This window comes from Hymenobacter cheonanensis (assembly GCF_030581075.1).
Classification (GTDB): Bacteria; Bacteroidota; Bacteroidia; order Cytophagales; family Hymenobacteraceae; genus Hymenobacter.
Genome location: NZ_JAUQSW010000014.1, coordinates 80,403 through 105,836 on the forward strand (window position 1 = coordinate 80,403; position 25,434 = coordinate 105,836).

Genomic DNA, 25,434 nt, shown 5'->3' on the forward strand with positions numbered 1-25,434 from the left:
CAATGCCCGCCCGTGCTCACCTTCTCCGCCAGCTTCACCTGGTGCGCCGGCTACAGGCGATGCGCGGGCGGGCATTGCCTTTTGCTGAAATTCAGCGCTACCTGCTACAAGAAACCAGTGTCGGTGACTTCGACGCTGGGTATAGCCAGCGCACGTTGCAGCGCGATATCGGGGAGATAACCGAGCTGTTCGGTATCACCATCAAGTCGCGCAAAGCGGCGGGCTACTACATCGCCGAAACCGAGGCGCTGCTGCCCGAGCACGCGCGCCTGCTAGAAGCATTCGAGTTGCAGGATTTTTTTCGGTTACCGGCGGCGCTGGCCCCGTTTGTGCAGTCCGAAACCCGGCGGGCGCAGGGCCTCGAACACCTGCGGCCGCTGCTGCGGGCGGCGCAAGCGGGCTGCCTGGTCGAGTTTCAGTACCAGAAGTTTTGGGAAGATGCGGCAGTAGCGCGCACAGCAGGGCCACTGCTACTCAAGGAATTTCGGGGGCGTTGGTACGTGCTGGCCGCGATGGCGGGCAGCGGCTGGCTAGCCTGCTTCGGCCTCGACCGCATCAGTGACTTGCGCGTGACAAAGCAGAAATTCGCGCCGCCCGCTGATTTCGACGCGGCCACATATTACGAAAATGCCTTCGGCATCATCCGGCCCGATGCAGCGGAAGAAGCGCCGCAGGAAATTATTCTACGCTTCTCGCCGCAGCAGGGGCGCTACGCGCTGGCCTACCCGCTGCACGCCTCGCAGCGCGTGCTGGTGCACAATGAAGCTGAAATCCGGCTGACCCTCACCGTATTCGACACGCACGATTTGCGCATGGAGCTGCTCAGCTACGGGCCGGCGGTAGAGGTACTAGCCCCGGCCGGGCTGCGCAGGTGGCTGCGGGCGCAGCACACCGAGGCCGGCAACTGAATTAGTAGTCAATACTATACATCCACGAATACAGCGGTCCATTCCGGTGCTAGCTCGGGCAGGGTATGGCTGGGCAGGCAGCTAGCCCCATCAAACTCATTGGCTAGCCGGCACTCGCCTTTTTCAGCCAGCACAAGGGCTTGCACAACTTTCTCCTTCGGGAATACCAGCCAGTATTCGCCCATTCCGCTTTCGGTATAGAGGTCGTACTTAGTGGCCACGTTAAGGCGGGTCGGGCGACACAGTTTCAATAATCCAGTCGGGTGTGCCCGGGCAGCCGCACGCACGCAGCTTGGCCGGGAGTCGCACACCACGCACAGGTCGGGCTGCACCACGGCACGAATCTGGGCATCGCCGTAGCCGGGGCTCCCCAACAGGCGCACATCAATCAAAAAGCGCGGCAAATACCTGGCAGGGCTTATGCTTCAGGTATGCGTACAACTCACCACGCAAATTGCTGGAAATGCGCTGCTGAACCAGCGCGGGACCAACCATTTTACGCACGATTTTGCTGCGAAGCAACTCGACTATTTCGGTGAAGTGCCAGCGCAGGTAGTCGGCATAGGGCTAGCTGCCGTTGGGGTCGAGTTGCGAAAAGTCGGTAATAATCGGGGGAGCGCCGGGGGCATGTCTCTGAATTACGCAGAGCCACCTATTCGCGCCGGGCGCGCTGCGGCATCGTCAGCAGCAGCAATAAGAACAGGCTAGCCCCCAAACTATACCACGTGATGACCGGCAGCCCCCGGAAATACGGCATCTCGGGCGGGTAGTGCCCTAGCAAACTCAGGCCCGCAAACAGGATGCTGGCCAGCAGCAGCAGGGCCAGAATGGTGCGGCCCACGAGCTGGTCGGCCTTGCGCAGCAGGCTGGTGTAGCCGCTCAGCTCCACCTTCACGCGCAGGTCGCCCTTGCTGATTTTGCGCATTATCTGGCGCAGGTCGATGGGCAGCGTTTGCAGCAGGGCCAGCAGCTGGGTGCCCGTGTATTCGGCCTCGCTCAGGATATTTTCGGGCGAATACTGCTCGCGCAGGATTTTGGCCCCGTAGGGCCGCACAAACTCGAAGGTGTTGAAGTTGGGGTGCAGCACCTTGCCAATACCTTCCAAAATAACAAGGGCCCGCAAGATGAGAAATACTGCCCCCGGCACCTGCAACTTATACTGATAGATAATGCCTTGCAGCGAGTCGGCCAGGTCGCTCATGCTCATGTCCTTGACATCGAGCACGGCAAAGTCTTCGATAAGCAAACTCAAATCGGCCTCGAAGGCGCGCATATCCGGGATGTCGCTGCTCAAGGATAGCCGCCGGAAATTGAGGGCCATGCTGCGCGCATCCTGCCGGGCCATGCCGATAAACACGCCCGCAAAGGCGTATTTCTGCTGCTTGGTGAGCTTGCCCACCATGCCGAAGTCGATAAGCACCAGCGTGCCATCGGGGCGCACCAGCACGTTGCCGGGATGCGGGTCGGCGTGGAAAAACCCGAACTCGAATATCTGGGTCAGGTAGATATCCATGCCCGTTTCGGCTACCGTTTCGGGGCGCAGGCCCCAGGCCAGCAGCTGCACCTTATCGGTTATTTTACAGCCGTTTACAAACTCAATGACCAGGATTTTATCGGTACTCAGCTCGCGATAGGGCCGCGGAATGTAGAAGGTCGCGTAGCTCTCATAGAGCTTGCGCATCTGCTCCATGGCCCGCGCCTCGGAGGTGTAATCCAGCTCTTTGGTCATGCTGCGCTCGAAGGCATCGACCACGTCCTGCGGGTTGGCTAGCCCCTGGTTGCGCAGAAAGGTGCCCGTAAGGCGCACCAGCTCGTGCAGCAGGCGCAGGTCGCCCTCCACCTTGTCGCGCACGCCGGGGCGCTGAATTTTCACCACCACTTCCTCGCCCGTGTGCAGGCGCGCGCGGTGCACCTGCCCAATGCTGGCCGAGCCCAGCGGCACGTCGTCGAACTCTACGAACACCTCCCCGAGCGGGCGGCCCAGCTCGGCCTCAATAATTTGGCGCGCCTCCTCCGTGGGAAAGGGCGGCACGTTGCTTTGCAGCTTCTCAAACTCGTCGATGAGGGCCTGCGGCAGCAGGTCGGCGCGGTTGCTCAGGGCCTGGGCCAGCTTGATGAAAGTAGGGCCTAGCTCCTCTATTATCAAGCGAATACGCTCCCAGCGCGTGGTTTCAAACACCGGGCGCTGGTCTTCTTCGAGCCAGCGCAGGCGGCGGCTCTGGCTCACGAGGCGGCGCAGGGGCGTGGTGGTCACCACGTCCTCAAAGCCGTAGCGCAGCAACACCTCGGCTACCTGCCGAATCCGCGCCAGATTAGATATCGTATTTTTAAATAGCACGCAATAAGCCGCTTAGTATGAGTAGCCGACCAGCTAGCCCGGAGGTTGCACGAAGTTTGCGGCACCTGGCACCGCCGGCCGCACTACGCAAAGAAAATCGCCCGCTGCTTGCCAGCATCGTGCTTACCTTTTAGCCAAATCTACGCCCTGCCCGCCACCCTCCCACCCGCTCCTTTTATGACCAACCGTTTACACCTCCTGATGGAGCAGCTCGACCTGGCCACCGAGCGAGCCTTGGCCTCGGCCGAAGCGCTGGGGCCGCGCGCCCACACCCACCCCGTGCCGGGCCAGTGGGCCGCCGCCCAGGTCATTCACCACCTGCTAACGGCCGAAAAAAGTATTGCCGGGGCCTTGCGCCGCGCCCTGGCCGCCGACCACAGCAAGTGGCAGCTGGTCAGCCTCAAGCATAAGTTGCGCGGGCTGCTGCTGCGCCTGGCCTTGCGCGTGCCGGGCCTGCGATTTAAGGTGCCGCCCACGCTGCCGCCCCCACCCGACCCCACTACCCTGCCGCCGCTGCCCGAGCTGCGCGCCGAGTGGGCAGCGGTGCGCCGCGAGCTGGAGCAGGTGCTGCACGAGTTTCCGGGTACCAAGCTCAACCACACGGTTTTCAAGCACCCGCGTGCCGGCTGGCTCACTATTGGCCAAACGGTGACTTCGGTGCTTGACCATACGCTGCACCACCAGCAGCAACTCAACCGCATTAGCAAGGTGCTCAAATAAAACTAGTTACTTAATAATAACCAACCTACTGACGAAAAAAGCACCTTGCCTGCGTGCCTTGTGCAACTGTGCGGGTAAGGTGATTCCTTGGTTAGCAGGTTGGCTTTTTTACCTATTTAGCCCTCCACGGCCATTGCCTGGGCTAGCTCGGCGGGCGGCGCGGTGAGTTTGCGGCGGTCGAGGTCGAGCCAGGCGCCATCGACGGTGACGGTAGCGGCTAGCCGGCCATCGGCTTTATAAAGGGTGTGCTCGATGGTCCAGCGCGAGCCGTCGGGTGTGCCGCCCGTTACGCGGCCTTCCACCCGAATGGCCTCGCCGCCGTGGATTTCCTTCAGGTACTTGGTTTCTTCGCGGAAGAGAATGGGGCCTAGCCGCAGCTCGGCAAATTTCTTCACGTCGAAGCCCAGGCTGGCCAGCCAGTGCACGCGCTGGTCGGCGGCAAAGTCGGCGTAGGCCGAGTGGCGCATGTGGCCGTTGGGGTCAAGCTCGGCCCAGCGCACGGTATAATTCTGACTATGAGGCATATTACAGCGGGTTTCAATTAATCGATAGCGGGCTCAAAGCCACCTACCAGGGTGAGGCGCACCAAATACTGGCCGCCCTCGTCTTCGCCCAAAAACTCGGTTTCGTAGCCGGCCGTGCGGGCGGCATCTTCGAGCAGGCTGGCATCGATGAACAACCAGGGGAAGGGCTCGCCCACCTGGCCTTTGTACTGAAACGTGTACGTGACCTCGCCGTAGTACGGGCCGTTGAGGTTGAACACCAGCGCACCGTCTTCATCCTCATAGAGATAGCTGATATCAGAGGAGGTGGCCAGAATCTGGCCATCGGGGGCGAGCAGCGTGCGCGCGTAGGCCAGAAATTTATCGAGGCCTTCGAGCGTGCCGGCCAGCCCCAGGCCGTTCATCAGCATCAGGATGGTGTCGTAGGGGCGCTCGCCGTTGGCGCGCGGGGCCATTATATCGTGCTGGGCCACCTGCTGCACGCCGCGGGCCTGCATCACTTGCACGGCGCCGGCCGAGTGGTCGATGGCCCGCACGTCGGCGAAGCCCCGGCTTTGCAGCTCCAGGGCGTGGCAGCCGGCACCGGCGCCCAGGTCGAGCACGCGGCCCCGGCACTCGTCGAGGGCCTGGCGCTCCAGCTCGGGCATGGCCAGCAGGGTGCGGAAGAAGTAGGCGGCGGGCAGCTGCTCGTCATCGGCGGCGCTGCACTGCACCGTGAGCGCGGCTTTGGGGTGGCCGTGCTGGTAGTCGAGCAGGGCCTGGCCGATGAGGTCGGGGGCGTGGGAAGACATAAAGGAAGGACGCAAAAAGAGATGGCCGGCGGGGCAGGTTTAAACGTAAACACCGCCTAGCCGGCCGGTAAAGGTCCGGCAGCTTTTCGCTTTTTTACTTTTTGTATGGCTGCTCCACTCAAAAAAGGCCAGCTTCCCACCAAAATCTGCGCTACCTGCGGCCTGCCCTTCGAGTACCGCAAAAAGTGGCGCAACAACTGGCCGGAAGTGAAATATTGCGGCGAGAAATGCCAGCGCAACAAGCCCGCCCCCGCGCCCACTACCTGACTCTGTTTTCTTAACACCTGCCCCCCATGGCCTCCAACCTCGACTACCTCAACCCCGACCTCCAGCCCCTCGTGGAGAAAGTAGAAGCCTACCTCGCCGCCAAAGAAGACCTGCGCAAGCTCACCATTGCTGAGCGCAACGAGCCCACCCACGATGCCAACGTAGCGGCTTCGGCCGCCGCTTTCGAGCAGCGCCCGCCCACCGGCTCGTTCGACCAGCACGCCGATGAGCTGGCCCTGCAGCACCAGGATGCCCAGGAGGCCATCGACCGCCTCAGCCAGGACATCATCGGCCTGCTGCCCACCCGCAACGAGTGGGTGAAAGTAAACCTGGGCTACGGCCCCAGCCGCGTGGGCGCCTGGAGCGTACCCAACACCCAAAACCCTGACATCGAGCACTATGAAGTGCGCGTGGTGATGTAGATGTCTACCGAAAGGACGTCATGCTGAGCCTGCGAAGCATCTCGCTCATGCCGCTAGGGGTACTTAACCTAACGATGCTTCACTGCGTTCAGCATGACGTTCTGCTTTTGTTGGCGCGTTTTCCTAATGTCCCGCGTCCCAGTCGTAGCCCTGCTCGGCCCAGTAATCGGCGGGGCGCTGGTCGGCGAAGGCGATGGTGCCAATGCGCTTGAGGTGCTTGATGCCGTACTTGAGGGGCGTGACGAGGCGCAGCGGCGCGCCGTGCTCCAGGCTCAGGGGCTGGCCGTTTATCTCGTAGCAAAGCAGCGTTTGGGGGTGGATGGCGCTGTGCATGTCGAGGCCCACGTAGTATTCCTCATCGGGCGTCACGAGGCTGACGTAGGGCGCTAGGTCGGCGGGCGGGTTGGCCACGTCCTTGATAGGCTGGCCGCTCAGCGTAGCGAGCGGGTATTTCGCCAGGAAATCGACGAAGCGCGCCCCGGCCCAGTTCACCACAATACTCCAGCCTTCAATGCACTTGAGTTGGGTCGTCATCTCGATGCGCGGCAGCGCTTTAATGTCGGCCAGGGTAAACTCCCGCGTCCTATCGTGTTCGGCGTAAGTGATATCCTTGGCGTAAGGCCGAACTTTTAACCGCCAGGCCGCCAGGTCGATTTCCGAGTTCAGGCCGGCGTCGCCGTTGGTGCGCACCTCGCGCACGCCCTGGCTTTTGGCAAACTCGGGGGCTAGCCGGGTTTCGCGGAAGTAGGCGGCCGAGAGGCGGCCGTTGGCGTCGAGCACGCGGCGGAAGGGCGCGGGCGTGCCATCAGCATCGGGGCGGCTGAGCAGGTAGCGCCAGCCCAGCACGCCGGCCACGCCCGCCAGCCCCAGGCCAATAAACGAGCGCCGGGTGCGGCGCGTGGCTTCGCGGTCGAGAGCCGAGCCGGGCGGCAGCGTCAGGTTCTCGCCGTCGGGCGATACGTGCGGCGGAATAGGTTTTTCGGGGTTGGAAGTAGGTTCCAGGGCCATAATGCGGATAGACTAGCGGGCAAACAATCAGGCCTTGGGTTCGGGTTCGCGCGGGGCTAGCCGGGGGCTGGCGGCGCCGGCGGGCACGTCCTCAATTTCGAAGCCAGCCACCATCGAGCGGAAATTATTCCAGCCCGCCCGGCCCACCTGCGCCACGTGCACGATAAAAAACAGCACGTAGCCGATGGTGAGCACAAAGTGCTCGACCCGCGCCGCCTCATAGCCCCCTAGCCCCTGCGTGAGCCAGCCAAACTGCGTGGGCTTATAAATGGCCAGCCCCGTAAGCAGCGAGCCCAACCCCATGAGAATGACGGCGGTATAGGCCAGGCGCTGGGCGCCGTTGTACTTCTGCACCAGCGGGGCGGCTTGGCGCAGGCCCAGGTCGTGCAGCGTTACCTCAATGGCCTCGCGGAAGGAATGGCGGTTGGGCAGCAGGTAGCGCCACTCGCCCGAAAACAGCGTGTAAAGCACATACAGCAAGCCATTTATAAAAAACACCCACATCAGCAGAAAGTGCCAGGCCATGCCCTGGGCCAGCTTGTGGTCGAGGTGCGTGGCGTCGTAAAACGACTGCGGGAAAAACTTGTAGAGCGTGGTGTTGCCCCAGCCGAGGCGGTAAATGTCATTGGCCCAGTATATCCACAGCCCGCTCCAAATCATGAGCGCCAGCACCGGAAAATTGACCCAGTGAAACCAGCGAATGGCTAGGGGGTGCTTCTCAACAAGTTTTTTCATAAAAGCCAGAATGCGGATGCGCCTACGAAAGTAAGTCGCCGGCTGAACTAAGAACGGGCGCGGCCACGGTTCAGGCGGGCGAACGCAGGGGCAGACGCGGCGGCCAGGCCGACCTTACGCCAAACCTGTTATTTTTATTTTCGGCCGGCGCGCGTGTAAGGCTGGCGGGCCGGCCACGTCTAGCCAGCCAGCCGGCTGGTATAGCCGGGCTGCTTCCTTTTCAGCGCTTTCGCTTATGAAACTTCTGCTGGTAACCCTGGGCGGGCTCGCGGGCCTGGCCACCCTCACGGCCCCCGCGCCGCCAAGCCCCGCCCCGGCCCGCGTGCCGGTGGTGGTCGAGCTATTTACGTCGGAAGGCTGCTCAAGCTGCCCTGGCGCCGATGCCACGCTGCGCGAGCTGGAAAGCAGCCAGCCCGTGGCCGGCGCCGAGGTTATCGCGCTGGGCCAGCACGTCGATTACTGGAACCGCCTGGGTTGGAAAGACCAGTTTTCGGACCCGGCGTACACGGCCCGCCAGGCACAATACGCCGCTCGGTTTGGCAGTGGCTCTTACACGCCGCAGGCCGTGGTGCAGGGCCGCACCGAGCTGGTGGGCAGCCGCCGCGCCGACTTGGTGGCGGCTATTGGGCGAGCGGCCCGCGCCGCCCGGGCTACCGTGGGCCTAGCGGGCGGACAGGGCGGCCAGCCCCTACGGGTGCGGGTGGCCAGCCTGCCCGCCGGCACCGGCCTGGCACAGGTGCTGCTGTTCATCACCGAAAGCGGGCTGGCCACGCAGGTGGGCGGGGGCGAAAACGCCGGCCAGCTGCTGCGCCATGCCTCGGTGGTGCGCAGCCTGCGCCCGCTGGGCACGGTGGCGCCCGGCGCCACCTTCGAAGCCAGCCCCACCCTGGCGCTGGCCGCCGGCTGGAACCCCGCGCACCTGCGGGCCGTGGTGGTGGTGCAGGCCGAGCGCACCCGGCAGGTGGTGGGCGCGGCCGCCCTGCCGCTGGGCGGCGAACTGGCCCGGCAGTAGCGCGGGCGTACCGGCGCAGCACCGCTTTTTTCGCTTTTGTCTTCGTGAGTTCTTCTGCCTCCACTACGCTGCTCGACCCGCCCCAGTGGCCCGACCGCTACGGCCCTGAGCTGTACAGCTTTGCCTACCGGCGCGTGCACGATGCCGATGCGGCAGCCGAGCTGGTGCAGGAAACCTTTTTGAGCGCGCTGGCCGCTAGGGCCAGCTTCCGGGGCGAAGCGTCGGAACGCAGCTGGCTGTTCGTGATTTTACGGCGCAAGCTCGTTGATTTTTACCGTCAGCAGGCTCGTCGGCCAGTGGCGGCACTGCCCGAACCCGACTTAGTGGATGACGCGCCCAACTCGCTGTTTGGCGATGATGGCCACTGGCTACCGGCCCACGCCCCCCAAGCCTGGCCCGCCGCCGATGCAGCCCTGGAGCAGCAGGAGCTGCAGCAAGTATTGGCCGCCTGCCAGCGCCGCCTGCCGCCGCGCCAGCAATTGGTTTTTGCCCGGCGCTTCGTCGAAGAAATTCCCACCGAGGAAGTCTGCCAGGAGCTGGACTTGTCGGCGGCCAATTTCTGGGTGCTGGTGCACCGGGCCAAGCTCAGCCTGCGGCGCTGCCTCGAGCGCCACTGGCTAGCCCCACCTCCTACCTCCGCGCCCTGATGTTCGTTCCTGCTTTCGTGCGCGACTGCCGCACCGCTACCCGCCTCATCGAGCGCCGCGCCGACGCCGCGCTAGCCCCCGGCGAGCGCCTGCGCCTGTGGGCCCACCTGCGCCTGTGCGTGTACTGCCGCCGCTACCAGGCGCAGAGCCAGCTGCTCGCGCGCCTGGCGCCGGGGCTAGCCCCGCAGTCGGCGCCCGTTCCAGCAGAAATGAAAGCGCGCTGGCGCGCGCAAATTGCGGCGGCCGACACTGGCGCGGCGCCCGGCTAGGGCTGCCGGTAGAGCACGCCGCCCTTCATCACGAGGCGCACCTGGCGCAGGGCCTGCACCTGCTGGGTAGGGTCGCCGGCCACGGCCACGAGGTCGGCGAGCAGGCCGGCGGCCACCCGGCCCCGGTCGGCGAGGTGAAAGATGCGGGCGTTGCCGCTGGTGGCCTGGCGCAGCACTTCCAGCGGCGTGAAGCCGTAGTCCTGCACCAGCAGCTCCATTTCGAGGGCATTGTCACCGTGCGGAAACACGCCTACGTCGCCGCCCATGGCTAGGGTCACGCCGGCCTGGCGGGCCGCCTGCACGGCGCGGTGCTTGTCGAGGATGCGCTGCGGGTCGGGGCCCTGGCCTTTTTTCCAGCCCTTGTAGCGCGAAATGGCGTCGGAGGCTGCCACCGTGGGGCATAAGGCCACGCCGTGCGCCTTCATCAATTTGAATACCTCGGGCGTGCCGCCGTCACCGTGCTCGATGGTTTCGACGCCGGCCAGGGTGGCGCGGCGCATGCCTTCGGCGGTGCTGGCGTGGGCTACCACGCCGCGCCCGGCCGAGCGGGCCGTTTGTACTATCAGCGTCAGCTCTTCGAGCGAGTACGTGGGCTCGGGCGCGCCGCCCAGGCCCCAGCGGTAGTCGGCGTATACTTTCACTACATCGGCCCCGTGGCCGATTTGCTCGCGCACGGCCCGCACCAGGTTGTCGACGCCATCGGCCTCCTGGGCGCCCTGGGGCAGGTCTTCGACGGCGGCCAGGTGGGGGCCGTAGCTGCCGGTAGCCACCAGGGCCCTAGTAGCCACCAGCAGGCGCGGGCCGGGGATAATGCCTTCGTCGATGGCTTGCTTGAGGCCCACGTCGGCGTAGCCCGCGCCCTCGGTGCCGAGGTCGCGGGTAGTGGTGAAGCCGGCCAGCAGCGTGCGCTGGGCGTGCACCGTGGCGCGGGCCACGCGCAGGGCTAGCGGCTCCAGCAGCACCTGGTCGGCCCAGGCGGTTTCGTTGTAGGGGTGCAGCAGCAGGTGCGAATGCCCCTCGATGAGGCCCGGCAGCAGGGTAAGGCCCGGCAACTCTACGGTGCGCGCCCCGGCCGGGGCCGCCAGCTGGGCAGCGGGGCCGGCGGCCGTTATCTTCTGGCCTTCTACCAGCACGGCCCAGCCCGGGTGCAGCTCCTGGCCGTCGAATACGGCCGCGGGGCGCAGCAGCGTGGCGGTGGGCGCTTGGGCGAAACTCAGAGCGGGCAGTGCCAACAGGCAGCAGAGGAGGAGTCGGAACAGCATGAACAGGTAGTAGTGCCCGGGCAAGATACACTGGTTGGCGGCGGCCAAGCGGCCCGAGGCCCGCCGCCAAGCCCTGCTCCAGCGCACGGGTTACTCCTGGCCAGCACCACGCACTGCCTTACCTCGCTAAAAACTCCGCGCCCCTGCCGGGGCTTTTTTTACGGCCGGCCCCCAGGGCTTGGGCAGCTTGAGCAAGCTGGCGGTGAACCAGCCCGGCTTGAAAAAATTTCATATCCGGCAGGACGTACCAGAGGGATGAAAATGCCCGCTCCCCACCGATTTTTGGAAAGTACCTTCCGGCTTGCGAGCAGCCGCGTCTTTTTTCGTAGGTAGGCCGGGCAGCCGTTGTACCTTTATCTACCATCCTATTGCTTGCCTTTTGCCTGTGAGATTACTACGTATGCTGTTGTGGCTGAGCTGCTGGCTGCCGGCGGGGCCGGCGCTGGCCGCGCCCCCTACCCTTGCGGGCCGGCTGGTGCTGAAGCTGCGCGCCGACGCCCCCCCGGCCGCCGCCAGCCTGCGCACGCTGGGGCCGGCGCTGGCCGCCCTGCACGCCACCTCCCTAACGCAGAAATTCCCTCTCAGCCAAGTACCTAGCAATGAAGTACCCGGCAGCGTGAATTTGCGGCTGCTATACGAAGTGCGGGTGCCGGCCCGCCTTTCGCTGGCCAAGGCCCGGGCGCAGCTGCTGGCCACCGGCGTGGTAGAGTACGTGGAGCCGCTCTACATTCGGGCGCCCCAGTACCAGCCCAACGACCCGCTGGCCGACTCGACGGCGGCCGGCAATGAGTACCATTTGCGCCTCACGCAGGCGTACCGCGCCTGGGACTTTACGCGGGGCGACACCAGCCTCGTAATCGGCGTTACCGACACGGGCATTCGCTACACCCACGAAGATTTGCAGCGGCAGGTAAAGTACAATTATGCTGACCCCATCAACGGCATAGACGACGACGGCGACGGCTACGTGGATAATTTCCGGGGCTGGGATTTTTCGAACAATACCAACGACCCGATGTACGAGGACTACACCGGGCACGGCACGCAGGTGTCGGGCATCGTGGCGGGGCAGGCCGACAACGGCAAGGGCCTGGCCGGGGTAGGCTTTCGGTGTAAGTTTTTGCCTTTGCAGATGTTTCCGGGCACGCCCACGGGCTCCTTCGCGGGCTACGAGGCCATCGTGTACGCCGCCGACCACGGCTGCAAGGTTATTAATATGTCGTGGGGCGGGGCCGGCGGCTATTCGCGCTTCGAGCAGGATGTGTGCACCTACGCGGCCGTGAACCGCGATGCGGTGCTAGTGGCGGCGGCCGGCAACACGCCCAGCAACGTGCTGTTCTACCCCGCTTCCTACGACCACGTGCTGTCGGTGTCGGCTACCGATGCGGCCGACGGCAAGGCTACCTTTGCCACCTACAACCGCCGCGTAGACCTGGTGGCGCCGGGCGTCGATATTATCATCGCCTACGGCCGGCCCACCACCACGGCGGCCGGCCCGCCCGATGCCGATTACTGGCACGGCTCGGGCACCTCGTTTGCGGCGCCGCAGGTGGCGGGGGCCGCGGCGCTGGTGCGGGTGCGCTTTCCGCAGCTTACCGCCGAGCAGGTGCTGGCCCAGCTGCGCCGCACTACCGATGCCAGCATCTACGCGCTGCCAGCCAACACCGTGTACCAGGGCTACCTGGGCACGGGCCGCCTCAACATAGCCCGGGCCGTGGCGGCGCTCACCCAGCGCGAGGCCCGGGTGGTCAGCAGCACCTTCAGCCCGGCTCAGCCCGCCGGCTACGCCCCCGGCGATACCCTGCGGCTGGCGGCTACCGTGCGCAACTTGCTGCTGCCCGCCACGGGCCTTACCCTCACGGTGCGCTCGCTGTCGCCCTACCTCACGGTGCGCCAGGGCACCTTTGCGGTGGGCAACCTGGCCACGCTGGGCCAGGCCAGCAACGCCGGGGCACCGTTCCGGCTGGCGGTGGCGGGCAGCGTGCCGCTCAACACCACGGCCACGCTGCAATATCATTTTGTAGGCGATAACGGCTATGAGTCAGACCAGTACGTAGACGTGCTGCTGAACCCCGACTTTGTGCAACTCGATGCCGGCGACATCAGCATGAGCCTTACCAGCCGGGGCAATCTGGCGTATGACGACCTGACGGGCGCCGGGGGCCGGGGCCTCAGCTACCGCGGCAGCACGCCCCTGCTCAGCGAGGGCGGCCTGCTGCTGGCTACTTCCCCCACGCGGGTAGCCGACCACCTGCGGGCCAGCCCCGGCACGGCGCGGCAGTCGTTCTTTACCCTGGCGCAGGTGCGGCGGCTAGCCCCCGGCCCCCGCGCCGACCAGGAGGCGCGCGGCACGTTTCGCGATTCGCTGCCCAGCGCCACGGCGCCCCGCTCGGTGGGCGTGCGGGTGCGGCAGCACGGCCAGAGCTGGGCCGCCCCCGCCGCCCGGCGCAACGTTATTCTGCTCGATTACTCGCTGCGCAACCTCACGGCCGATACCCTGAAACCGCTCTACGTCGGCGTATTTACCGACTGGGACCTGCCCGGCGAGACGGGCCGCAACGTGGCCCGCTGGGACTCGGTGAACCGCGTGAGCTACGCCTACGACCCCGTGGCGCCGCGCTTCTACGCCGGGGTACAGGTGCTGGGCCCCCACCCGCCCGGCGTGTATGCCCTCGACAACGCCGCCCCGGCCGGCTCGCCCATCTACCTTGGCGACGGCTTCAGCCCGGCCGAAAAGTTTCTGGCCCTCAGCGGGGGCTTCAACCGGGCGCACCGCGAGGCCGGCACTGCCGCCCAGGGCACCGATGTGGCGCAGGTAGTGAGTACCCTGGTGCCACGCTTGGCCCCCGGCGACTCGGCCACCGTGGCGTTTGCGGTGCTGGTGGCCCCCACGCTGCCCGAGCTGCAAGCCGCTGCCCAGGCCGCTACGGCCATTTATCAGCAGGCGCTGGCTACGGCGCCCGCCGTGGGGGCTAGCCCCACCTGGCAGCTGTACCCCAACCCTACCACCGGCCGCCTGCACATCACCTTGCCCGCTGGCCTGGGCCCGGCCACGGCGCAGGTGCTCGATGCGCTGGGCCGGCCGGTAGCCACGGCCGCGCTGCCCGGCGGCGGCGGCGAGCTGAGCCTGGCGCCCCTGGCGCGGGGGCTCTACCTGGTGCGCATCGTGGGCACGAGCCTGGTGCAGCGCGTGGTGCGCGAGTAGCCGGCGCGGCCCGGGCTAGCCCCATTACCCGCCAAAAGGGCCAGCCTCACGTGCGTGAGGCTGGCCCTTTTCAGTAGTTGGCAGGTGCCGGAAATTACATGCCCGCGCCCGGGCGCATGGCGGTGCTATCCTTCATCATGCCTTTTTTGTGCATCCCTTTGTGGTGCATTTTTTTGCCGTCGCCATCCATCATTTTCATGTCGCCTTTGCGAGGCTTGGTGGTGGCTTTCATGCTGTTGCCGGCGTCGTCGCGGCCTTTCACCTTCATTTTGCCGTCGCTGGCCATTTTGGTTTTCACCGTCATGCCGTCGGCCGTGGTGATGGTTTTATCGCCGCCGTCTTTCGTTACCGTGGTCGGGGTCGTCTGCGCCAGTACTGTGGTAGCGGCAAACAAGCTGAGGGCTACCGCGGAGAACAGGGTCTTTTTCATAATCAGAAAGAATACAAGGTGTGGGCGCTATACGGCCAGGCAGGGGGCCAGGGTTGTGGCCGGGCCGGCTAGGGGCGGCGGTTCACGGCGTTGAGGTCTTCGAAAGCCGCCTTGAGGCGCGTTACGAAGGTTTTTTCGCCTTCGCGCAGCCACACGCGGGGGTCGTAGTACTTCTTATTGGGCGAGTCGGGGCCGCTGGGGTTGCCAATCTGGCCCTGCAGGTAGCCCTCGTTCTTCACGTAGTAGTTCTTGATGCCTTCCCAGAACGCCCATTGCAGGTCGGTGTCGATGTTCATCTTGATGGCGCCATAGCTGATAGCCTCGCGGATTTCCTCCTGCGAAGAGCCCGAGCCGCCGTGGAACACGAAGTCGATAGGCAGCGCGGCCTCAATGTTGTGCTTCTGGCGCAGGTGCTCCTGCGAGTTGTGCAAAATCCTGGGTTGCAGCTTCACGTTGCCGGGCTTGTACACGCCGTGCACGTTGCCGAAGGCCGCCGCGATGGTAAAGCGCGGGCTGATTTCGCTGAGCTGCTCGTAGGCGTAGGCCACTTCCTCGGGCTGGGTGTAGAGCTTCGACGAGTCCACGTCGGAGTTGTCGACGCCGTCTTCCTCGCCGCCGGTCACCCCTAGCTCAATTTCGAGCGTCATGCCGATTTTAGCCATGCGCTTCAGGTACTCCTTGCAGATTTCGATGTTCTCCTCAATCGGCTCCTCCGACAGGTCGAGCATGTGCGAGCTGAACAGCGGCTGGCCGTGCTCGGCAAAGAATTTCTCTCCAGCGTCGAGCAGGCCGTCAATCCAGGGCAGCAGCTTTTTGGCGGCGTGGTCGGTGTGCAAAATTACGGGCACACCGTAGGCTTCGGCCATCAGGTGCACGTGGTGCGCGCCCGAGATGCCGCCCGCAATGCTGGCCTGCTGCTTGTCGTTGGCCAGGCCCTTGCCCGCAAAAAACTGCGCCCCCCCGTTCGAAAACTGAATAATAACCGGCGAGTTGAGGTCGCGGGCGGCTTCGAGCACGCCGTTCACGGTGTCGGTGCCGGTTACGTTCACGGCGGGCAGCGCGTAGCCGTGGGTTTTGGCGTGTTGGAAGAGGGCCTGCACTTCGTCGCCGTGCAGCACGCCGGCGCGCAGGCCGGTCAGGGTGGAATTTGCCATGAGTAGAAAGGGCGGGGCAACAGGCCCCGCGCCCGCAAAGAAAACAGCCAGGGCGTCTTTATCGTTATCGGGCGCCCACAAACTGCGCGGCTAGCCCTGCGCAGCCGCACCACGCGCCGCAAACGCCTTAGGCTTTTTCCCAATTTTCACCCTAGCCCGCCTCCGCAGTCATACGCCTGCGAGCAAACCGCTAGGCCTTATCCCGCCACGGGCAGCTCAAATAAGCTCACGGTGGCGTTGTGGTAGTGGGCCGGCAGGCCCGCCGTATCGGTGAGCGCCGTCAGCCCCAGGTAGGTGAAGCCGCACGCGGTGTAGTGGGCAATAAGCCCGTGGTTTTCGCCCACAGTATCCAGGCGCACAAACTTTTTGTGGTGTTGCCGGGCATACTCTACGGCCCATTGCACAATGGCGGCTACGAAGCCCCGGCCCCGAAAATCGGGGTTGGTAGCAATGCGATGGATATAAATAGCGGGGTCGGCATTGCGAGCCCCCCAAATCTCAGGGTCATCAAAGGTGATGGCCCACACGCAGGCAATGGTATCGCCCACCAGCAGCTTCCACTGGCGGCCCTCGGCTAGCTCCTGCGCCACCAGCCCGCGCTCAAAATCGGGCCACACCACGGTGGCCCCCGGCGTAGCCGCCTGGTAGGCCGCCGCCAGCCGGTAGAGCCGAAAAATCTCGTCAATATCAGCCGGGGTGCTGGGCAGTAGCTGCCGGGCGGTCGATGCACTTACCATGCAAGCAGTTAAGAAAGAGAAGTGGGCCAGGGAGCCGCTAAAAGCAAAGCGCCCGCCGTCCCTCAAAACCGGGATGGCGGGCGCAAATTACGCAGCTGCCTTACTAGGCCGCACTTACACGTCGAGCTTGGCGTACTTGGCGTTCTGCTCGATGAAGTCGCGGCGCGGGGCCACTTCATCGCCCATCAGCATCGAGAACAGATGGTCGGCCTCGGCGGCCGAATCTACCGACACCTGCTTGAGCGAGCGCGTGGAGGGCTGCATGGTGGTAGTCCAGAGCTGCTCGGCGTTCATTTCGCCCAGCCCTTTGTAGCGCTGCACGTTCACGGTTTCGGGGCGGCCGCGGCCCAGCTCCTCGGTGGCGGCGGCGCGGTCGTCCTCGGTCCAGCAGTAGCGCTCTTCCTTGCCGCGCTTCACGAGGTACAGCGGCGGCAGCGCAATGTAAATGTGCCCCTGGTCCACCAGCTGGCGCATATAGCGGAAGAAGAACGTGAGAATCAGCGTGCGAATGTGCGAGCCGTCGATATCAGCGTCGGTCATGATAATGACCTTGTGGTAGCGCAGCTTGTCGAAGTTCAGCGGGCCGGTTTCGTTGCCATCGTCATCCGTCCCGAAGGCCAGCGACTTGCGTTCGTTGAACGTGACCCCTAGCGCGGTAATCATGTTCTTGATTTCCTCGTTTTCCAGGATTTTGTGTTCCTGCGCTTTCTCCACGTTCAGGATTTTACCGCGCAGCGGCAGAATGGCCTGAAACGCCCGGTTACGGCCCATTTTGGCGGTGCCGCCGGCCGAGTCACCTTCTACGAGGTACAGCTCACACACCTCGGGGTTCGAGTCGGAGCAGTCGGCGAGCTTGCCGGGCAAGGAGTTGGACCCTAGCACGTTTTTGCGCTGCACCATATCCTTGGCCTTACGGGCGGCGATGCGGGCCTTGGCGGCCAGTATCACCTTGTCCATGATGCGGTTGGCCTGGTTGGGGTTTTCCTCCAGGTACTGCGTCAGGATTTCGCCCACCACGGTGTTCACCGCGCCGCTCACTTCCGAGTTGCCGAGCTTGGTTTTGGTCTGGCCCTCAAACTGCGGCTCCTGCACTTTCACCGAGATTACGGCCGTGAGGCCCTCGCGAAAGTCGTCGCCGGTGATTTCCACCTTGGCCTTCTCAAACAGCTGCTTCTTGTCGCCGTACGACTTCAGCACCCGCGTCACGGCCGAGCGGAAGCCCGCCACGTGCGTGCCGCCCTCAATGGTGTTGATGTTGTTGACGTACGAGTAGACGTTTTCCTGGTACGAGGTATTGTACTGCAGTGCTACTTCCACGGGCGTACCGCCCTTTTCGCTCTCCACGTAAATGGGCTCCGAGAGTAGCGACGGGCGCTCGGTGCCATCCAGGTATTGTACAAAGTCGCGCAAGCCACCCTGCGAGTAAAACTCCTCGTAGCGGAAGCCTTCGGCATCGACGTGGCCCACGGCCGCATCGCCCACGGGCTTCTCGCGGCGGTCGGTGAGGGTGATGCGAATACCCTTGTTCAGGAACGACAAATCGCGCAGGCGGCTGGCAATGGTGGCGTAGCGATACTCGGTTTCCGAAAAAATAGTGGGGTCGGGCAGGAACTGCACCTCCGTGCCATGCTCCTCGGTATCACCGATTTCCTTCACCGGGTACAGCGGATGCCCAATGGTGTACTCCTGCTCGTACACGTGGCCTTTGCGGCGCACGGTTACTTTCAGCTCGGTGCTGAGCGCGTTTACGCAGCTCACGCCCACGCCGTGCAGGCCGCCCGATACTTTGTAGGAGTCCTTGTCAAACTTGCCGCCGGCGTGCAGCACGGTCAGCACTACTTCGAGGGCCGAGCGGCCTTCCTTGGCGTGCCAGTCCACGGGAATACCCCGGCCGTTGTCGCGGACGGTAACCGAATTATTTTCGTTAATCGTGACCTGAATCAGGTCGCAGTGCCCGGCCAGGGCCTCATCAATGGAGTTATCGACTACTTCCCACACCAGGTGGTGCAGACCCTTGATACCCGTGTCGCCGATGTACATGCTGGGGCGCTTGCGCACCGCCTCCAGCCCTTCCAGCACCTGAATGCTGTCGGCCGAGTAGTCGGCGGGGGCTTTCTTTTCTACTACTTCACTCATGCGAGAGAGGGGGTTAAACCGACCGGAAATACGGTCAGGAAGAGAACATCCAAAGGTACTCTTTTAGCTCCATTTTGCCTAGCTTTTGCCCGGCTTTTTCAGGGTAATTTCATGCACAAAAAAAGCCTCTGCCGGGGCCGGCAGAGGCTTTTTTAAGGATTTTCGAAAGACAATCGGGCAGGCTCAGAAGCGTGGCCCCAATTGGATTCGAACCAATGACCGGCTACTTAGAAGGTAGCTGCTCTATCCAGCTGAGCTATGGGGTCAAATCCAGTACTAAAAATGTCGGGGTGGCAGGATTCGAACCTACGACCTTCTGCTCCCAAAGCAGACGCGATACCGGGCTACGCTACACCCCGAAAAAACAACCACTTGGCAGTGAACCCGGATAGTTCGGCGCCGTGGCTAATCCGTTTGATTGGGACAAAGGTACGCCAGCGCCGCTGCCCCGGCAACTGCTGCCCGGTTTTAAAGCGTGCCGCAGCCCTGGCCACGCACGCGCCGAGGGCTAGCGGGCGGCCGCCAATGGCCACCACCAGCTGCGACAAAAAGCAGCGGGAGCGCTATTCGAACTGGCCCCTGGCTTGGCGGTGGCTTCCTCTTGTGGGCCATGCCACGGATTGTACTGATTTGTAGCGCCAGGCAGTATCGGCGCCGTACCGCACGCGCAGGCCGCTGGCGCCTTGCAGGCAGCGCACCCTCCTTTGCTTCTACGATAAGCGGCCGGCTAAATAGGGCTAGCCCGAGAGCCTTTTGCACGCGGGCTTCGTTCGGCCAGGTCGCCCACCAGCCCCGGGCGCTTTCGGGCTAGGCGGCCGTGGGCAAGGAGCCGGGCATTACCGGCTTTGCGGCGGCATCGCGGCCGGCCTGCTCGGCTTGCGTGCGCTTGCGCGCCTGCTCCATCATAACGCTCAGAAAATCTTCGTCTGAGTAGCCGGTCGGCGCCGCCACAATGGGCTCATTCTGGGGGCGGAATAAGGCGCGCAGCTGCTGAAATAATTTCATAATTTTTAGCATTAATCAGGGTTAGCGATAGCACTTACACGACACTGGCACTCTCAAAAAAATTCCTGGCCCGCCGGCTCGCCCTTAGCCCAGCGGGTCCGGCGCCAGCCGGCCGTGGGCCTGGCCCATTGCCCACAGCCAGTGCCGGGCAGCGGCCGGGTCCCGAAAAATCCGCAGCTCGAAGGGCAGCCCGCTGGCCGGGCAGGTAGCCAGAATATCGTGGGGCTGGTCGGCTTGCACCACGTGCGCCACGTAGCGCAGGCCTAGCCGCGCGGCCCGGGGCACCCACACCTCGGCCAGCCACTCCAGGCTCTCGAACCAGGGGCCATGCAACTGCGAATTGTCGTTGAGTAGAAACTGACTAGGGATGCGGCCCGCGTGCTCCAGGTAAGACTGCGCCCCCCGGTGCGCCTCCTGGGGGTCTACGTGGCCCCACCAGATGGCCTGTAGCCACCCCTCGGCATCGTTATAAAAAAGCGTGCAGGAGCTGTGGTCGCGCAGGTCTACGTTAGTGTTCAGATGCATAGGTAGTTGAGCGGGCCGCCAGTGGCCGCCTTAAAGTCAACTCAAATGTTCGCTAAACGCCCAGCGGCTTCCAAGTAGCTTAATGCGTATTCTGAGCTGAGCTAGTACGGATTTTTCAGGGAAAATACGTAGTTTCAGCTACGGGTATTTGCTGAGCGCTTGCGCACTGGTTGCAAAAGCACCCGGGCCCGGCACCGCCCGGGCTAGCTCAGGGTGCCGGGCTAGGCCCGGGAAGCGCCGCAACGGGCGTAGCAAATACCAGCCAGTTGGACTGCCGGGCCGTTTGCGTGCGCCGGGCCCCCAGCTTTACGACCTCATTGCCCGCCTTGTACCAGCCCTCGTCCCAATCGCCCATGTCGAGGTACAGCGCATTTTGGGCCCCTAGCTCGCGCAGGTCCTCGGCAAACTGGCTCATTGTGAGGTTATCAGCCGCACTTTCCGCTACTGCAAACCGATGGGCGGCAAATTCGACCAGGGCCCGGCGCTGAAACGCATTGCCGGGCCCAAAGCGCTGGGGCTTACCGTTTAAAACCAGCAATTCCTGGAGCAGCAGGGTGCCGTGCCGGCGGCGCACGCCGGCGAGCTGCGCGCCAAGCTGCGCCGGCCCCGCCGGGAGCCGGCCAATTGTGAGTGTATCGCCCACGCTTTGCAGCACGCCATCCAGGAAGGGAATGATTGGCTTGGTTTGCCGCACGCGGCCTTGGTCTACCAGCAGGTCGAGCGGCTGGTCGTTCTCCAGGTTGGTGTATGCCGCCGCCACGCTCAGCTGATACGCGCTGTCTGCGGCCGGCGGGCGGCTGGTTACCACCCGAACGGCGAGCTTCTGAGGATGGAAAATTGAATAGCGGTGGCCGCTGGCGGTTTGCCGCTCTTCTACCCGCACCTGCCGGGTGGTGGGTTGCCGGCATGCGAAGAACCCAGCCAGCAAACAAAGTGAAATTCTGATTTTTAAGCTGCTCATATAAACTAGTGTAATGGCCCGGCACGCTCATGCGGGATAATACGGTGACAGCCGCGCTGGCCTCCGGCATTTTTCCGGCGAAGATTTGCCGCAGCAAAACGCGGATTTTGCCACTGGCCGCCGCCACAAACAAGCTGGCTATCTGTTGATTATAGCTGGCATGCCGGGCCGCGTTACTTCCGGCGCTTACCCGCTTGCCTACCTGAGCCCGAGCGGCCGTAGCCCGGGGCAACAGGCATTTGCAGGCTGCGGTGGCAGCTGTTTTATGGGCGGCGAATATAATGCCGGCCTTGGCCGGGCACTTCTGCAACTTGCTTGTTATAACTTGCGTTCGAACTAATGAGTGAGTACTTACACACCCGGCAACAAGCCACCTACCCCACGCCAAAAATGCACCGACCACCATGGAAACCATCCTCAAAGCTCTCGCTCAACACTGGCACCTGAGTGCCTCCCAGTACTGGCAGCTGCGCTTGCTACTAGCCATTTCTCTGGTGCCTTTCCTGGCTCTTATCTACGTGGTGCTGTTTGACAAGCGCACTCGTTTTTGGGGGAAGCTGCGCAATATGAATCTAAAAAGCCCGCATCCGACCCGGCTTTTTGCTAGCAGCTACCCCCCTAAAGCTGGCAGTGCCCGCGCCTAAAACGTGGGGTTGCTCTGGCACTAGCCTGCCGGCCCCGGCGCTGGTGCCTGGGGCAGACAGCTGCTCTTGCCCGGTGCTGGCTGCTTTAAGCGCCTAGCGAGGTCGCATCGCATTTATATCTTCGGCCGTGCCCTTAGCTCGCCCTACCGACCCCCTGCGCAAGAATGATGTGCTTGCCTCCAACCTGTTGTTTGTTACCCTGGCGCTGTGGCTGGGCGAGCAGCTCGTCAATGTGGGGCTGCGCTATTGGCTTCTACCCTCCGAACCCACGCCGCTCTGGCCGGGCGCCGGCATCTGGCTGCTGCTGGCAACGCTGCTGAAAGCCGCTTTCTACCTGGCTATTCGCCGGGGCATGTTTCGGGCAAAGGTAGTGGTGCTGCTTGTGTGTGCCTACCTGGCCTATGCCGATACCCACCCCCACCACGGGTATTTCGCTGGCGTTTACCTTGCTGACTTCTGGGGCTACTCGCTGCTGGTGCTGTTTAAGAACCTGCTGGTGCTAGCGGCCCTGGTGCTGATGTTCAGGAAGCCGCCGGTGGTAGCTTCCAGCAGCACCTGATGCCTGGCACCGCTGCCTGGGCCGGTGGTTGCGCGGCTCGCTCGCTGGGTATTGCCGGCGCCCCGGCCTCCGCATTTGCCTCCGGCCGGTAGCCTCGGGCGCGGGTCGGGGGTACGCCGGTCAGGTTATTTGTTTTTTGCTAGCTGTTTCAAGCCAACCGGGTCATATATTTGAGCACCTGGGGGATTAGCTCAGCTGGCTAGAGCGATTGCTCCGCAAGCAATAGGTCGTCGGTTCGACTCCGACATTCTCCACTAAAAGCCCTGCTGGTGAGTGCCAGTGGGGCTTTTTCGTATAAAATGCCTGTTTGCGCACGTTCACGGAGCACTTACGCCTGGCACCGAGCCGGCCCGGCACCGGAAACCACTAAGCTCAACGGGCCACGCAGTAGAAAAGCCCCTCTGCCTGGCGCAGCATTTTTTTAGTGGAGAAAGAGGCATCGCAATAGCCGTAAGGCACGGGGCGCCTCCTGCCTACGCCGACCGAGAGAAAAACAGGGTGGTGGCCACCGACGGCAGCTCTACTGTGCGGGTAGTAGCAAATCTGGGGCTTGGGCATGGAGCAAGGCGATTGAGCCTCCCAACTTAGCACCGGGCGCTAATAGCGTCAGCAAGCTCAGGCAATCAGCTTTTCATCTCGGACGCTAGCCAGCCAATGGGTTGCATCTTCAAGGCTTTGAAAGATTTGCAGCTCAAAAGGCAAGGGAGTATGATGCTGACGAGTGAAGATATCATGGTGCTGGTCGGCCTGCACAACATGCGCAACATGGCGCAGCCCTAGCCGCTCGGCCTGGGGCACCCACACGTGCATCAGCCACTCCAGGCTCTCGAACCAGGGGCCTATAAGCCGGGAGTTGTCGTTGAGCAGGTAGGCACAGGAATGCTGCGCGGCATGTTGCAGATAGGCTTCGGCGCCCCGCATGGCTTCTACCTGGTCGACATACCCCCGCCACTCGGCCTTGAGCCAGCATTCGGTTTCATCGTAGGACAGGGCGCAGGAACTGTGGTCGCGCGGGTCGGTGCTCAGGTTTAACAGCATGAATACGTATTGTCAATAGCCCCTTCTCACTTTCCCGCCGCAGATGGGCACGTATCGCTAAAGCCTTGGAGCGTAGTGGCTAGCTGGGGCTCGGCCACCGGAATCTGGCGCAGCAGCAAGCGGTGGTGGTGGGCCTCCAAAAAAGTAATGAGCCAGTAGAACTCGTGGGTGTGCTGCTTGGTAAAGGCCATGCGCCAGTCGGCAAACCGGCGCGCCGGCCCTACCCCGCGGCTGAGCACGTGCACCTGGTGGTGGCGGCGGTCGCGCGCGATGCGGGCAAAGAGGCTTTCGACGGCGGTCGCCTCGCCTTCCAGCACCTGCACGAAGTGCCCGTTGCCGTAGCAGAGCAACCCCGTGATGCTATACCGGGCATTCCAGGCCAGCGAGTGCTCCAGCAAATCGGCCAGCTGTTCCTCCCCAAAGGCCCGCACGGCCTGGCTGCAGTACAGCAGGTGGTACACTCCTGGCTCCTGGCAGGGCACTGGCTGCTCGGGCAGCTGCTGCACGTAGGCCGTCAACTGCTCCGTTGCTCTTTGCACCGGGGCCGTGGCCAAGGCGATAGCCCACTCAAGGGCGCGCTGCTGACGCGCCAAATCAGGAGCCAAGTCGTTCATGGTGTCTCATACGGCCCAGGGTATAGCCGGCGTTGCCCCTGCGTGCAGAATCCGTATTTATACCCATGCTTTTGCCCCGGCCCTAGGTAGTACCCGCACCACAGACGCCAGCCGAGACTCGGCACGGAGCGGGGCTTCGCCCCTACTCGCGGGGCCTGCACGGCAGGCAGCGGTGGCTATATAATTTCAGTGCTGCTACTGAGGCGCACCGCAGCTAAAGTAGCTACGTTTACAGCTCCCTAACCCACCCCAAGATTATGGCAGCCAACCCCCAACAAGCGCAGGTCGCTGGTGCGACCAAAAGGGTAGTCAAGGTAACTAAGGTGACCCTGACCATCCTCAAAACTCAGCCCCCCAAGCTAGCAATAAAAGCCACTGGCATGGCCCCTGCGGGCGCTACTCATGCCACGCTGACGCCGTATATCTACGTACATTTTCCCTTGGATGGCATCTAGGACTTTGCTTTTACCGCGCAGGGGCCGGATACCGACGTATTGGAGGAAATCACTGCCGAGTACACCTGGCCACATTACCCACCGCAGCTGACTGGCGTAAGCATCCACGCAGAAAACAGTAAAGTCGTCGAAAAGCTTACCCACGATAAGCCTAACTAAGCCAGCGTGCTTTCCCACCACCCGCGCCGGCGGCCTGTTGCCTGCCTGCGTGCCGGGGGTAGCGGGGCTTTAGCGCCTACCCGCGCAGCTTGCGCGCGTGGTGCGCTACCATAAGCCGCCCCGCCAACAGCAGCAGGTGGGCCAGAAAAAGCGCGGGCGGCCAGTGGCCCCACCGGGCCTTGTAGTGCGGCCCACACATTATCCAGGCCCAGAGCCAGAGTGGCAACAGCACGCCGTGTTCCACTAGGCGCCCCGTGGGCGGCTGGTGCTACGCGCGCCAGCCCCGTCAGCAGCACAAGGACGGCTAGCCCCTCCACCACGAACAGCACCAGCCCCGACAGGCCGGCAGCGGGAGCCAAGGGCGGCAAGTGATGCAGGCTTGAGGCTGAGGCATCACACATAGGGGGAAGATAGACGAAGCCCCGTGGTGAGCGGGGCTTTTCACATTATTCGATTGGCGTAGCGCTGGAGATGCCCATCGCCACGCTAGCTACCTCGCCCGGCGCGGCAGTCTTGAGCTTGAAAAGCGGCGAGCCGTGCGGGCTCAGCACCTCACACGCGGGATACTGCTGCGTGCCGATTTCGGTCTGCGCTTTCGAGTACCACGCTACCAAGAACACCGGGTTTTTACAAGTAGCCAAGCTGGCCTTGCTCACAATGTCACCTGCCGGCACGCGCGCCCGGCGCGCCCGCCCTGACCGCTCGACTCGCATACTTATAAGGGAGCAGGAATGGGCGTGGCGGCCGTAGCCTGCCTGAGGCTGTTCCTATTTTCATTAAAAACCTACAGCCCTCACTAACAGCACAATGACCTGGTTGCAAAACGATGCATTTGGGTGAGAAAATCTGAAAAGCAGGTATGAAAAGAACCTGAATACTTGTACTTTTTGGCTGTCTACTAGGGTAGTAGATAATCACTCACTTCTTACC

The 25,434-nt window shown here is 63.4% G+C and carries 29 protein-coding genes and 3 tRNA genes; 13 read left to right on the plus strand and 19 right to left on the minus strand.

What is annotated here, in order from left to right; genetic code table 11:
- Positions 1-2 precede the first annotated feature (2 nt).
- On the plus strand, positions 3-908 hold the full coding sequence (locus tag Q5H89_RS21270; protein WP_305021347.1) for a helix-turn-helix transcriptional regulator: 906 nt from the start codon (positions 3-5) through the stop codon (positions 906-908).
- A gap of 14 nt (positions 909-922) precedes the next feature.
- Here the strand turns inward: Q5H89_RS21270 and Q5H89_RS21275 are convergent, their stop codons facing one another.
- Positions 923-1,312 carry a Uma2 family endonuclease gene (locus tag Q5H89_RS21275; protein WP_305021348.1) on the minus strand — a complete coding sequence of 130 codons (390 nt, stop codon included), beginning with the start codon at positions 1,310-1,312 and terminating at the stop codon, positions 923-925.
- A gap of 248 nt (positions 1,313-1,560) precedes the next feature.
- On the minus strand, positions 1,561-3,246 hold the full coding sequence (locus tag Q5H89_RS21280; RefSeq protein WP_305021349.1) for an ABC1 kinase family protein: 1,686 nt from the start codon (positions 3,244-3,246) through the stop codon (positions 1,561-1,563).
- 177 nt (positions 3,247-3,423) lie between these two features.
- On the opposite strand from Q5H89_RS21280, the gene Q5H89_RS21285 reads away from it, so the two are divergent.
- Positions 3,424-3,966 carry a DinB family protein gene (locus tag Q5H89_RS21285; protein WP_305021350.1) on the plus strand — a complete coding sequence of 181 codons (543 nt, stop codon included), beginning with the start codon at positions 3,424-3,426 and terminating at the stop codon, positions 3,964-3,966.
- A gap of 116 nt (positions 3,967-4,082) precedes the next feature.
- Here the strand turns inward: Q5H89_RS21285 and Q5H89_RS21290 are convergent, their stop codons facing one another.
- Both Q5H89_RS21290 and Q5H89_RS21295 read right to left on the minus strand, forming a co-directional pair.
- Positions 4,083-4,490: an acyl-CoA thioesterase gene (locus Q5H89_RS21290; RefSeq protein ID WP_305021351.1), complete on the minus strand. Its 408-nt coding sequence runs from the start codon at positions 4,488-4,490 to the stop codon at positions 4,083-4,085.
- Between the two features lie 17 nt (positions 4,491-4,507).
- Positions 4,508-5,260 carry a class I SAM-dependent methyltransferase gene (locus tag Q5H89_RS21295; RefSeq protein ID WP_305021352.1) on the minus strand — a complete coding sequence of 251 codons (753 nt, stop codon included), beginning with the start codon at positions 5,258-5,260 and terminating at the stop codon, positions 4,508-4,510.
- Positions 5,261-5,365: 105 nt separating this feature from the next.
- Between Q5H89_RS21295 and Q5H89_RS21300 the strand changes: the two genes are divergently transcribed.
- Positions 5,366-5,527, plus strand: a complete 162-nt coding sequence (locus tag Q5H89_RS21300) for a DUF2256 domain-containing protein (RefSeq protein ID WP_305021353.1) — start codon at positions 5,366-5,368, stop codon at positions 5,525-5,527.
- A 26-nt stretch (positions 5,528-5,553) separates the two neighbouring features.
- Positions 5,554-5,949, plus strand: coding sequence for a hypothetical protein (locus Q5H89_RS21305; protein WP_305021354.1), 396 nt, complete (start codon positions 5,554-5,556; stop codon positions 5,947-5,949).
- 123 nt (positions 5,950-6,072) lie between these two features.
- Here Q5H89_RS21305 and Q5H89_RS21310 read toward each other — a convergent pair whose 3' ends face one another.
- Both Q5H89_RS21310 and Q5H89_RS21315 read right to left on the minus strand, forming a co-directional pair.
- Positions 6,073-6,957, minus strand: coding sequence for a molybdopterin-dependent oxidoreductase (locus tag Q5H89_RS21310; RefSeq protein ID WP_305021355.1), 885 nt, complete (start codon positions 6,955-6,957; stop codon positions 6,073-6,075).
- Positions 6,958-6,984: 27 nt separating this feature from the next.
- A complete protein-coding gene (locus Q5H89_RS21315) occupies positions 6,985-7,692 on the minus strand; it encodes a cytochrome b/b6 domain-containing protein (RefSeq protein ID WP_305021356.1) in 708 nt (235 codons plus the stop codon).
- 235 nt (positions 7,693-7,927) lie between these two features.
- On the opposite strand from Q5H89_RS21315, the gene Q5H89_RS21320 reads away from it, so the two are divergent.
- Genes Q5H89_RS21320 through Q5H89_RS21330 form a run of 3 tightly spaced genes read left to right on the plus strand, consistent with a single transcriptional unit; the run spans position 7,928 to position 9,620 of the window.
- A complete protein-coding gene (locus tag Q5H89_RS21320) occupies positions 7,928-8,704 on the plus strand; it encodes a DUF1223 domain-containing protein (protein ID WP_305021357.1) in 777 nt (258 codons plus the stop codon).
- A gap of 44 nt (positions 8,705-8,748) precedes the next feature.
- A complete protein-coding gene (locus Q5H89_RS21325) occupies positions 8,749-9,351 on the plus strand; it encodes a sigma-70 family RNA polymerase sigma factor (RefSeq protein WP_305021358.1) in 603 nt (200 codons plus the stop codon).
- Positions 9,351-9,620, plus strand: a complete 270-nt coding sequence (locus tag Q5H89_RS21330) for an anti-sigma factor family protein (RefSeq protein ID WP_305021359.1) — start codon at positions 9,351-9,353, stop codon at positions 9,618-9,620. Before Q5H89_RS21325 ends, Q5H89_RS21330 begins: the two co-directional genes overlap by 1 nt.
- Here the strand turns inward: Q5H89_RS21330 and Q5H89_RS21335 are convergent.
- Positions 9,617-10,882: a metal-dependent hydrolase family protein gene (locus Q5H89_RS21335; protein ID WP_305021360.1), complete on the minus strand. Its 1,266-nt coding sequence runs from the start codon at positions 10,880-10,882 to the stop codon at positions 9,617-9,619. The two genes, Q5H89_RS21330 and Q5H89_RS21335, sit on opposite strands and share 4 nt — an antisense overlap.
- 385 nt (positions 10,883-11,267) lie before the next feature.
- Between Q5H89_RS21335 and Q5H89_RS21340 the strand changes: the two genes are divergently transcribed.
- Complete coding sequence (locus Q5H89_RS21340; RefSeq protein ID WP_305021361.1) at positions 11,268-14,087, plus strand: S8 family peptidase; 2,820 nt, start codon at positions 11,268-11,270, stop codon at positions 14,085-14,087.
- 94 nt (positions 14,088-14,181) lie between these two features.
- Here the strand turns inward: Q5H89_RS21340 and Q5H89_RS21345 are convergent, their stop codons facing one another.
- From Q5H89_RS21345 to Q5H89_RS21385, 9 genes are all read right to left on the minus strand, one after another.
- Positions 14,182-14,517: a hypothetical protein gene (locus Q5H89_RS21345; protein ID WP_305021362.1), complete on the minus strand. Its 336-nt coding sequence runs from the start codon at positions 14,515-14,517 to the stop codon at positions 14,182-14,184.
- Between the two features lie 68 nt (positions 14,518-14,585).
- On the minus strand, positions 14,586-15,671 hold the full coding sequence (fbaA, locus tag Q5H89_RS21350) for a class II fructose-bisphosphate aldolase (RefSeq protein ID WP_305021363.1): 1,086 nt from the start codon (positions 15,669-15,671) through the stop codon (positions 14,586-14,588).
- Between the two features lie 197 nt (positions 15,672-15,868).
- A complete protein-coding gene (locus Q5H89_RS21355; RefSeq protein WP_305021364.1) occupies positions 15,869-16,408 on the minus strand; it encodes a GNAT family N-acetyltransferase in 540 nt (179 codons plus the stop codon).
- Positions 16,409-16,522: 114 nt separating this feature from the next.
- Positions 16,523-18,544: a DNA topoisomerase (ATP-hydrolyzing) subunit B gene (gene gyrB, locus Q5H89_RS21360; RefSeq protein ID WP_305021365.1), complete on the minus strand. Its 2,022-nt coding sequence runs from the start codon at positions 18,542-18,544 to the stop codon at positions 16,523-16,525.
- A 192-nt stretch (positions 18,545-18,736) separates the two neighbouring features.
- Positions 18,737-18,810: transfer RNA gene (locus tag Q5H89_RS21365), tRNA-Arg, on the minus strand.
- A gap of 19 nt (positions 18,811-18,829) precedes the next feature.
- A tRNA-Pro gene (locus Q5H89_RS21370) sits at positions 18,830-18,903 on the minus strand.
- Between the two features lie 448 nt (positions 18,904-19,351).
- Entirely contained in the window at positions 19,352-19,549 is a 198-nt protein-coding gene (locus Q5H89_RS21375; RefSeq protein WP_305021366.1) for a hypothetical protein, read from the minus strand.
- Between the two features lie 84 nt (positions 19,550-19,633).
- Positions 19,634-20,074 carry a hypothetical protein gene (locus tag Q5H89_RS21380; protein WP_305021367.1) on the minus strand — a complete coding sequence of 147 codons (441 nt, stop codon included), beginning with the start codon at positions 20,072-20,074 and terminating at the stop codon, positions 19,634-19,636.
- Between the two features lie 208 nt (positions 20,075-20,282).
- Positions 20,283-21,035 carry a hypothetical protein gene (locus Q5H89_RS21385; protein WP_305021368.1) on the minus strand — a complete coding sequence of 251 codons (753 nt, stop codon included), beginning with the start codon at positions 21,033-21,035 and terminating at the stop codon, positions 20,283-20,285.
- Positions 21,036-21,120: 85 nt separating this feature from the next.
- Here Q5H89_RS21385 and Q5H89_RS21390 point away from each other — a divergent pair, with 85 nt between their 5' ends.
- From Q5H89_RS21390 to Q5H89_RS21405, 4 genes are all read left to right on the plus strand, one after another.
- Entirely contained in the window at positions 21,121-21,375 is a 255-nt protein-coding gene (locus Q5H89_RS21390) for a hypothetical protein (RefSeq protein ID WP_305021369.1), read from the plus strand.
- Positions 21,376-21,439: 64 nt separating this feature from the next.
- Positions 21,440-21,679: a hypothetical protein gene (locus Q5H89_RS21395; protein WP_305021370.1), complete on the plus strand. Its 240-nt coding sequence runs from the start codon at positions 21,440-21,442 to the stop codon at positions 21,677-21,679.
- A 127-nt stretch (positions 21,680-21,806) separates the two neighbouring features.
- Positions 21,807-22,238, plus strand: a complete 432-nt coding sequence (locus tag Q5H89_RS21400) for a hypothetical protein (protein WP_305021371.1) — start codon at positions 21,807-21,809, stop codon at positions 22,236-22,238.
- Positions 22,239-22,418: 180 nt separating this feature from the next.
- A tRNA-Ala gene (locus Q5H89_RS21405) sits at positions 22,419-22,492 on the plus strand.
- A 361-nt stretch (positions 22,493-22,853) separates the two neighbouring features.
- Here the strand turns inward: Q5H89_RS21405 and Q5H89_RS21410 are convergent.
- Positions 22,854-23,276: a hypothetical protein gene (locus tag Q5H89_RS21410; protein ID WP_305021372.1), complete on the minus strand. Its 423-nt coding sequence runs from the start codon at positions 23,274-23,276 to the stop codon at positions 22,854-22,856.
- A 26-nt stretch (positions 23,277-23,302) separates the two neighbouring features.
- Positions 23,303-23,890: a BLUF domain-containing protein gene (locus tag Q5H89_RS21415; RefSeq protein WP_305021373.1), complete on the minus strand. Its 588-nt coding sequence runs from the start codon at positions 23,888-23,890 to the stop codon at positions 23,303-23,305.
- Positions 23,891-24,147: 257 nt separating this feature from the next.
- Here Q5H89_RS21415 and Q5H89_RS21420 point away from each other — a divergent pair, with 257 nt between their 5' ends.
- The gene (locus Q5H89_RS21420) at positions 24,148-24,345 is read left to right on the plus strand and encodes a hypothetical protein (protein ID WP_305021374.1); all 198 of its coding nucleotides are present in this window, start codon (positions 24,148-24,150) and stop codon (positions 24,343-24,345) included.
- A 605-nt stretch (positions 24,346-24,950) separates the two neighbouring features.
- Here Q5H89_RS21420 and Q5H89_RS21425 read toward each other — a convergent pair.
- Positions 24,951-25,217 carry a hypothetical protein gene (locus tag Q5H89_RS21425; protein ID WP_305021375.1) on the minus strand — a complete coding sequence of 89 codons (267 nt, stop codon included), beginning with the start codon at positions 25,215-25,217 and terminating at the stop codon, positions 24,951-24,953.
- Positions 25,218-25,434: the final 217 nt, after the last annotated feature.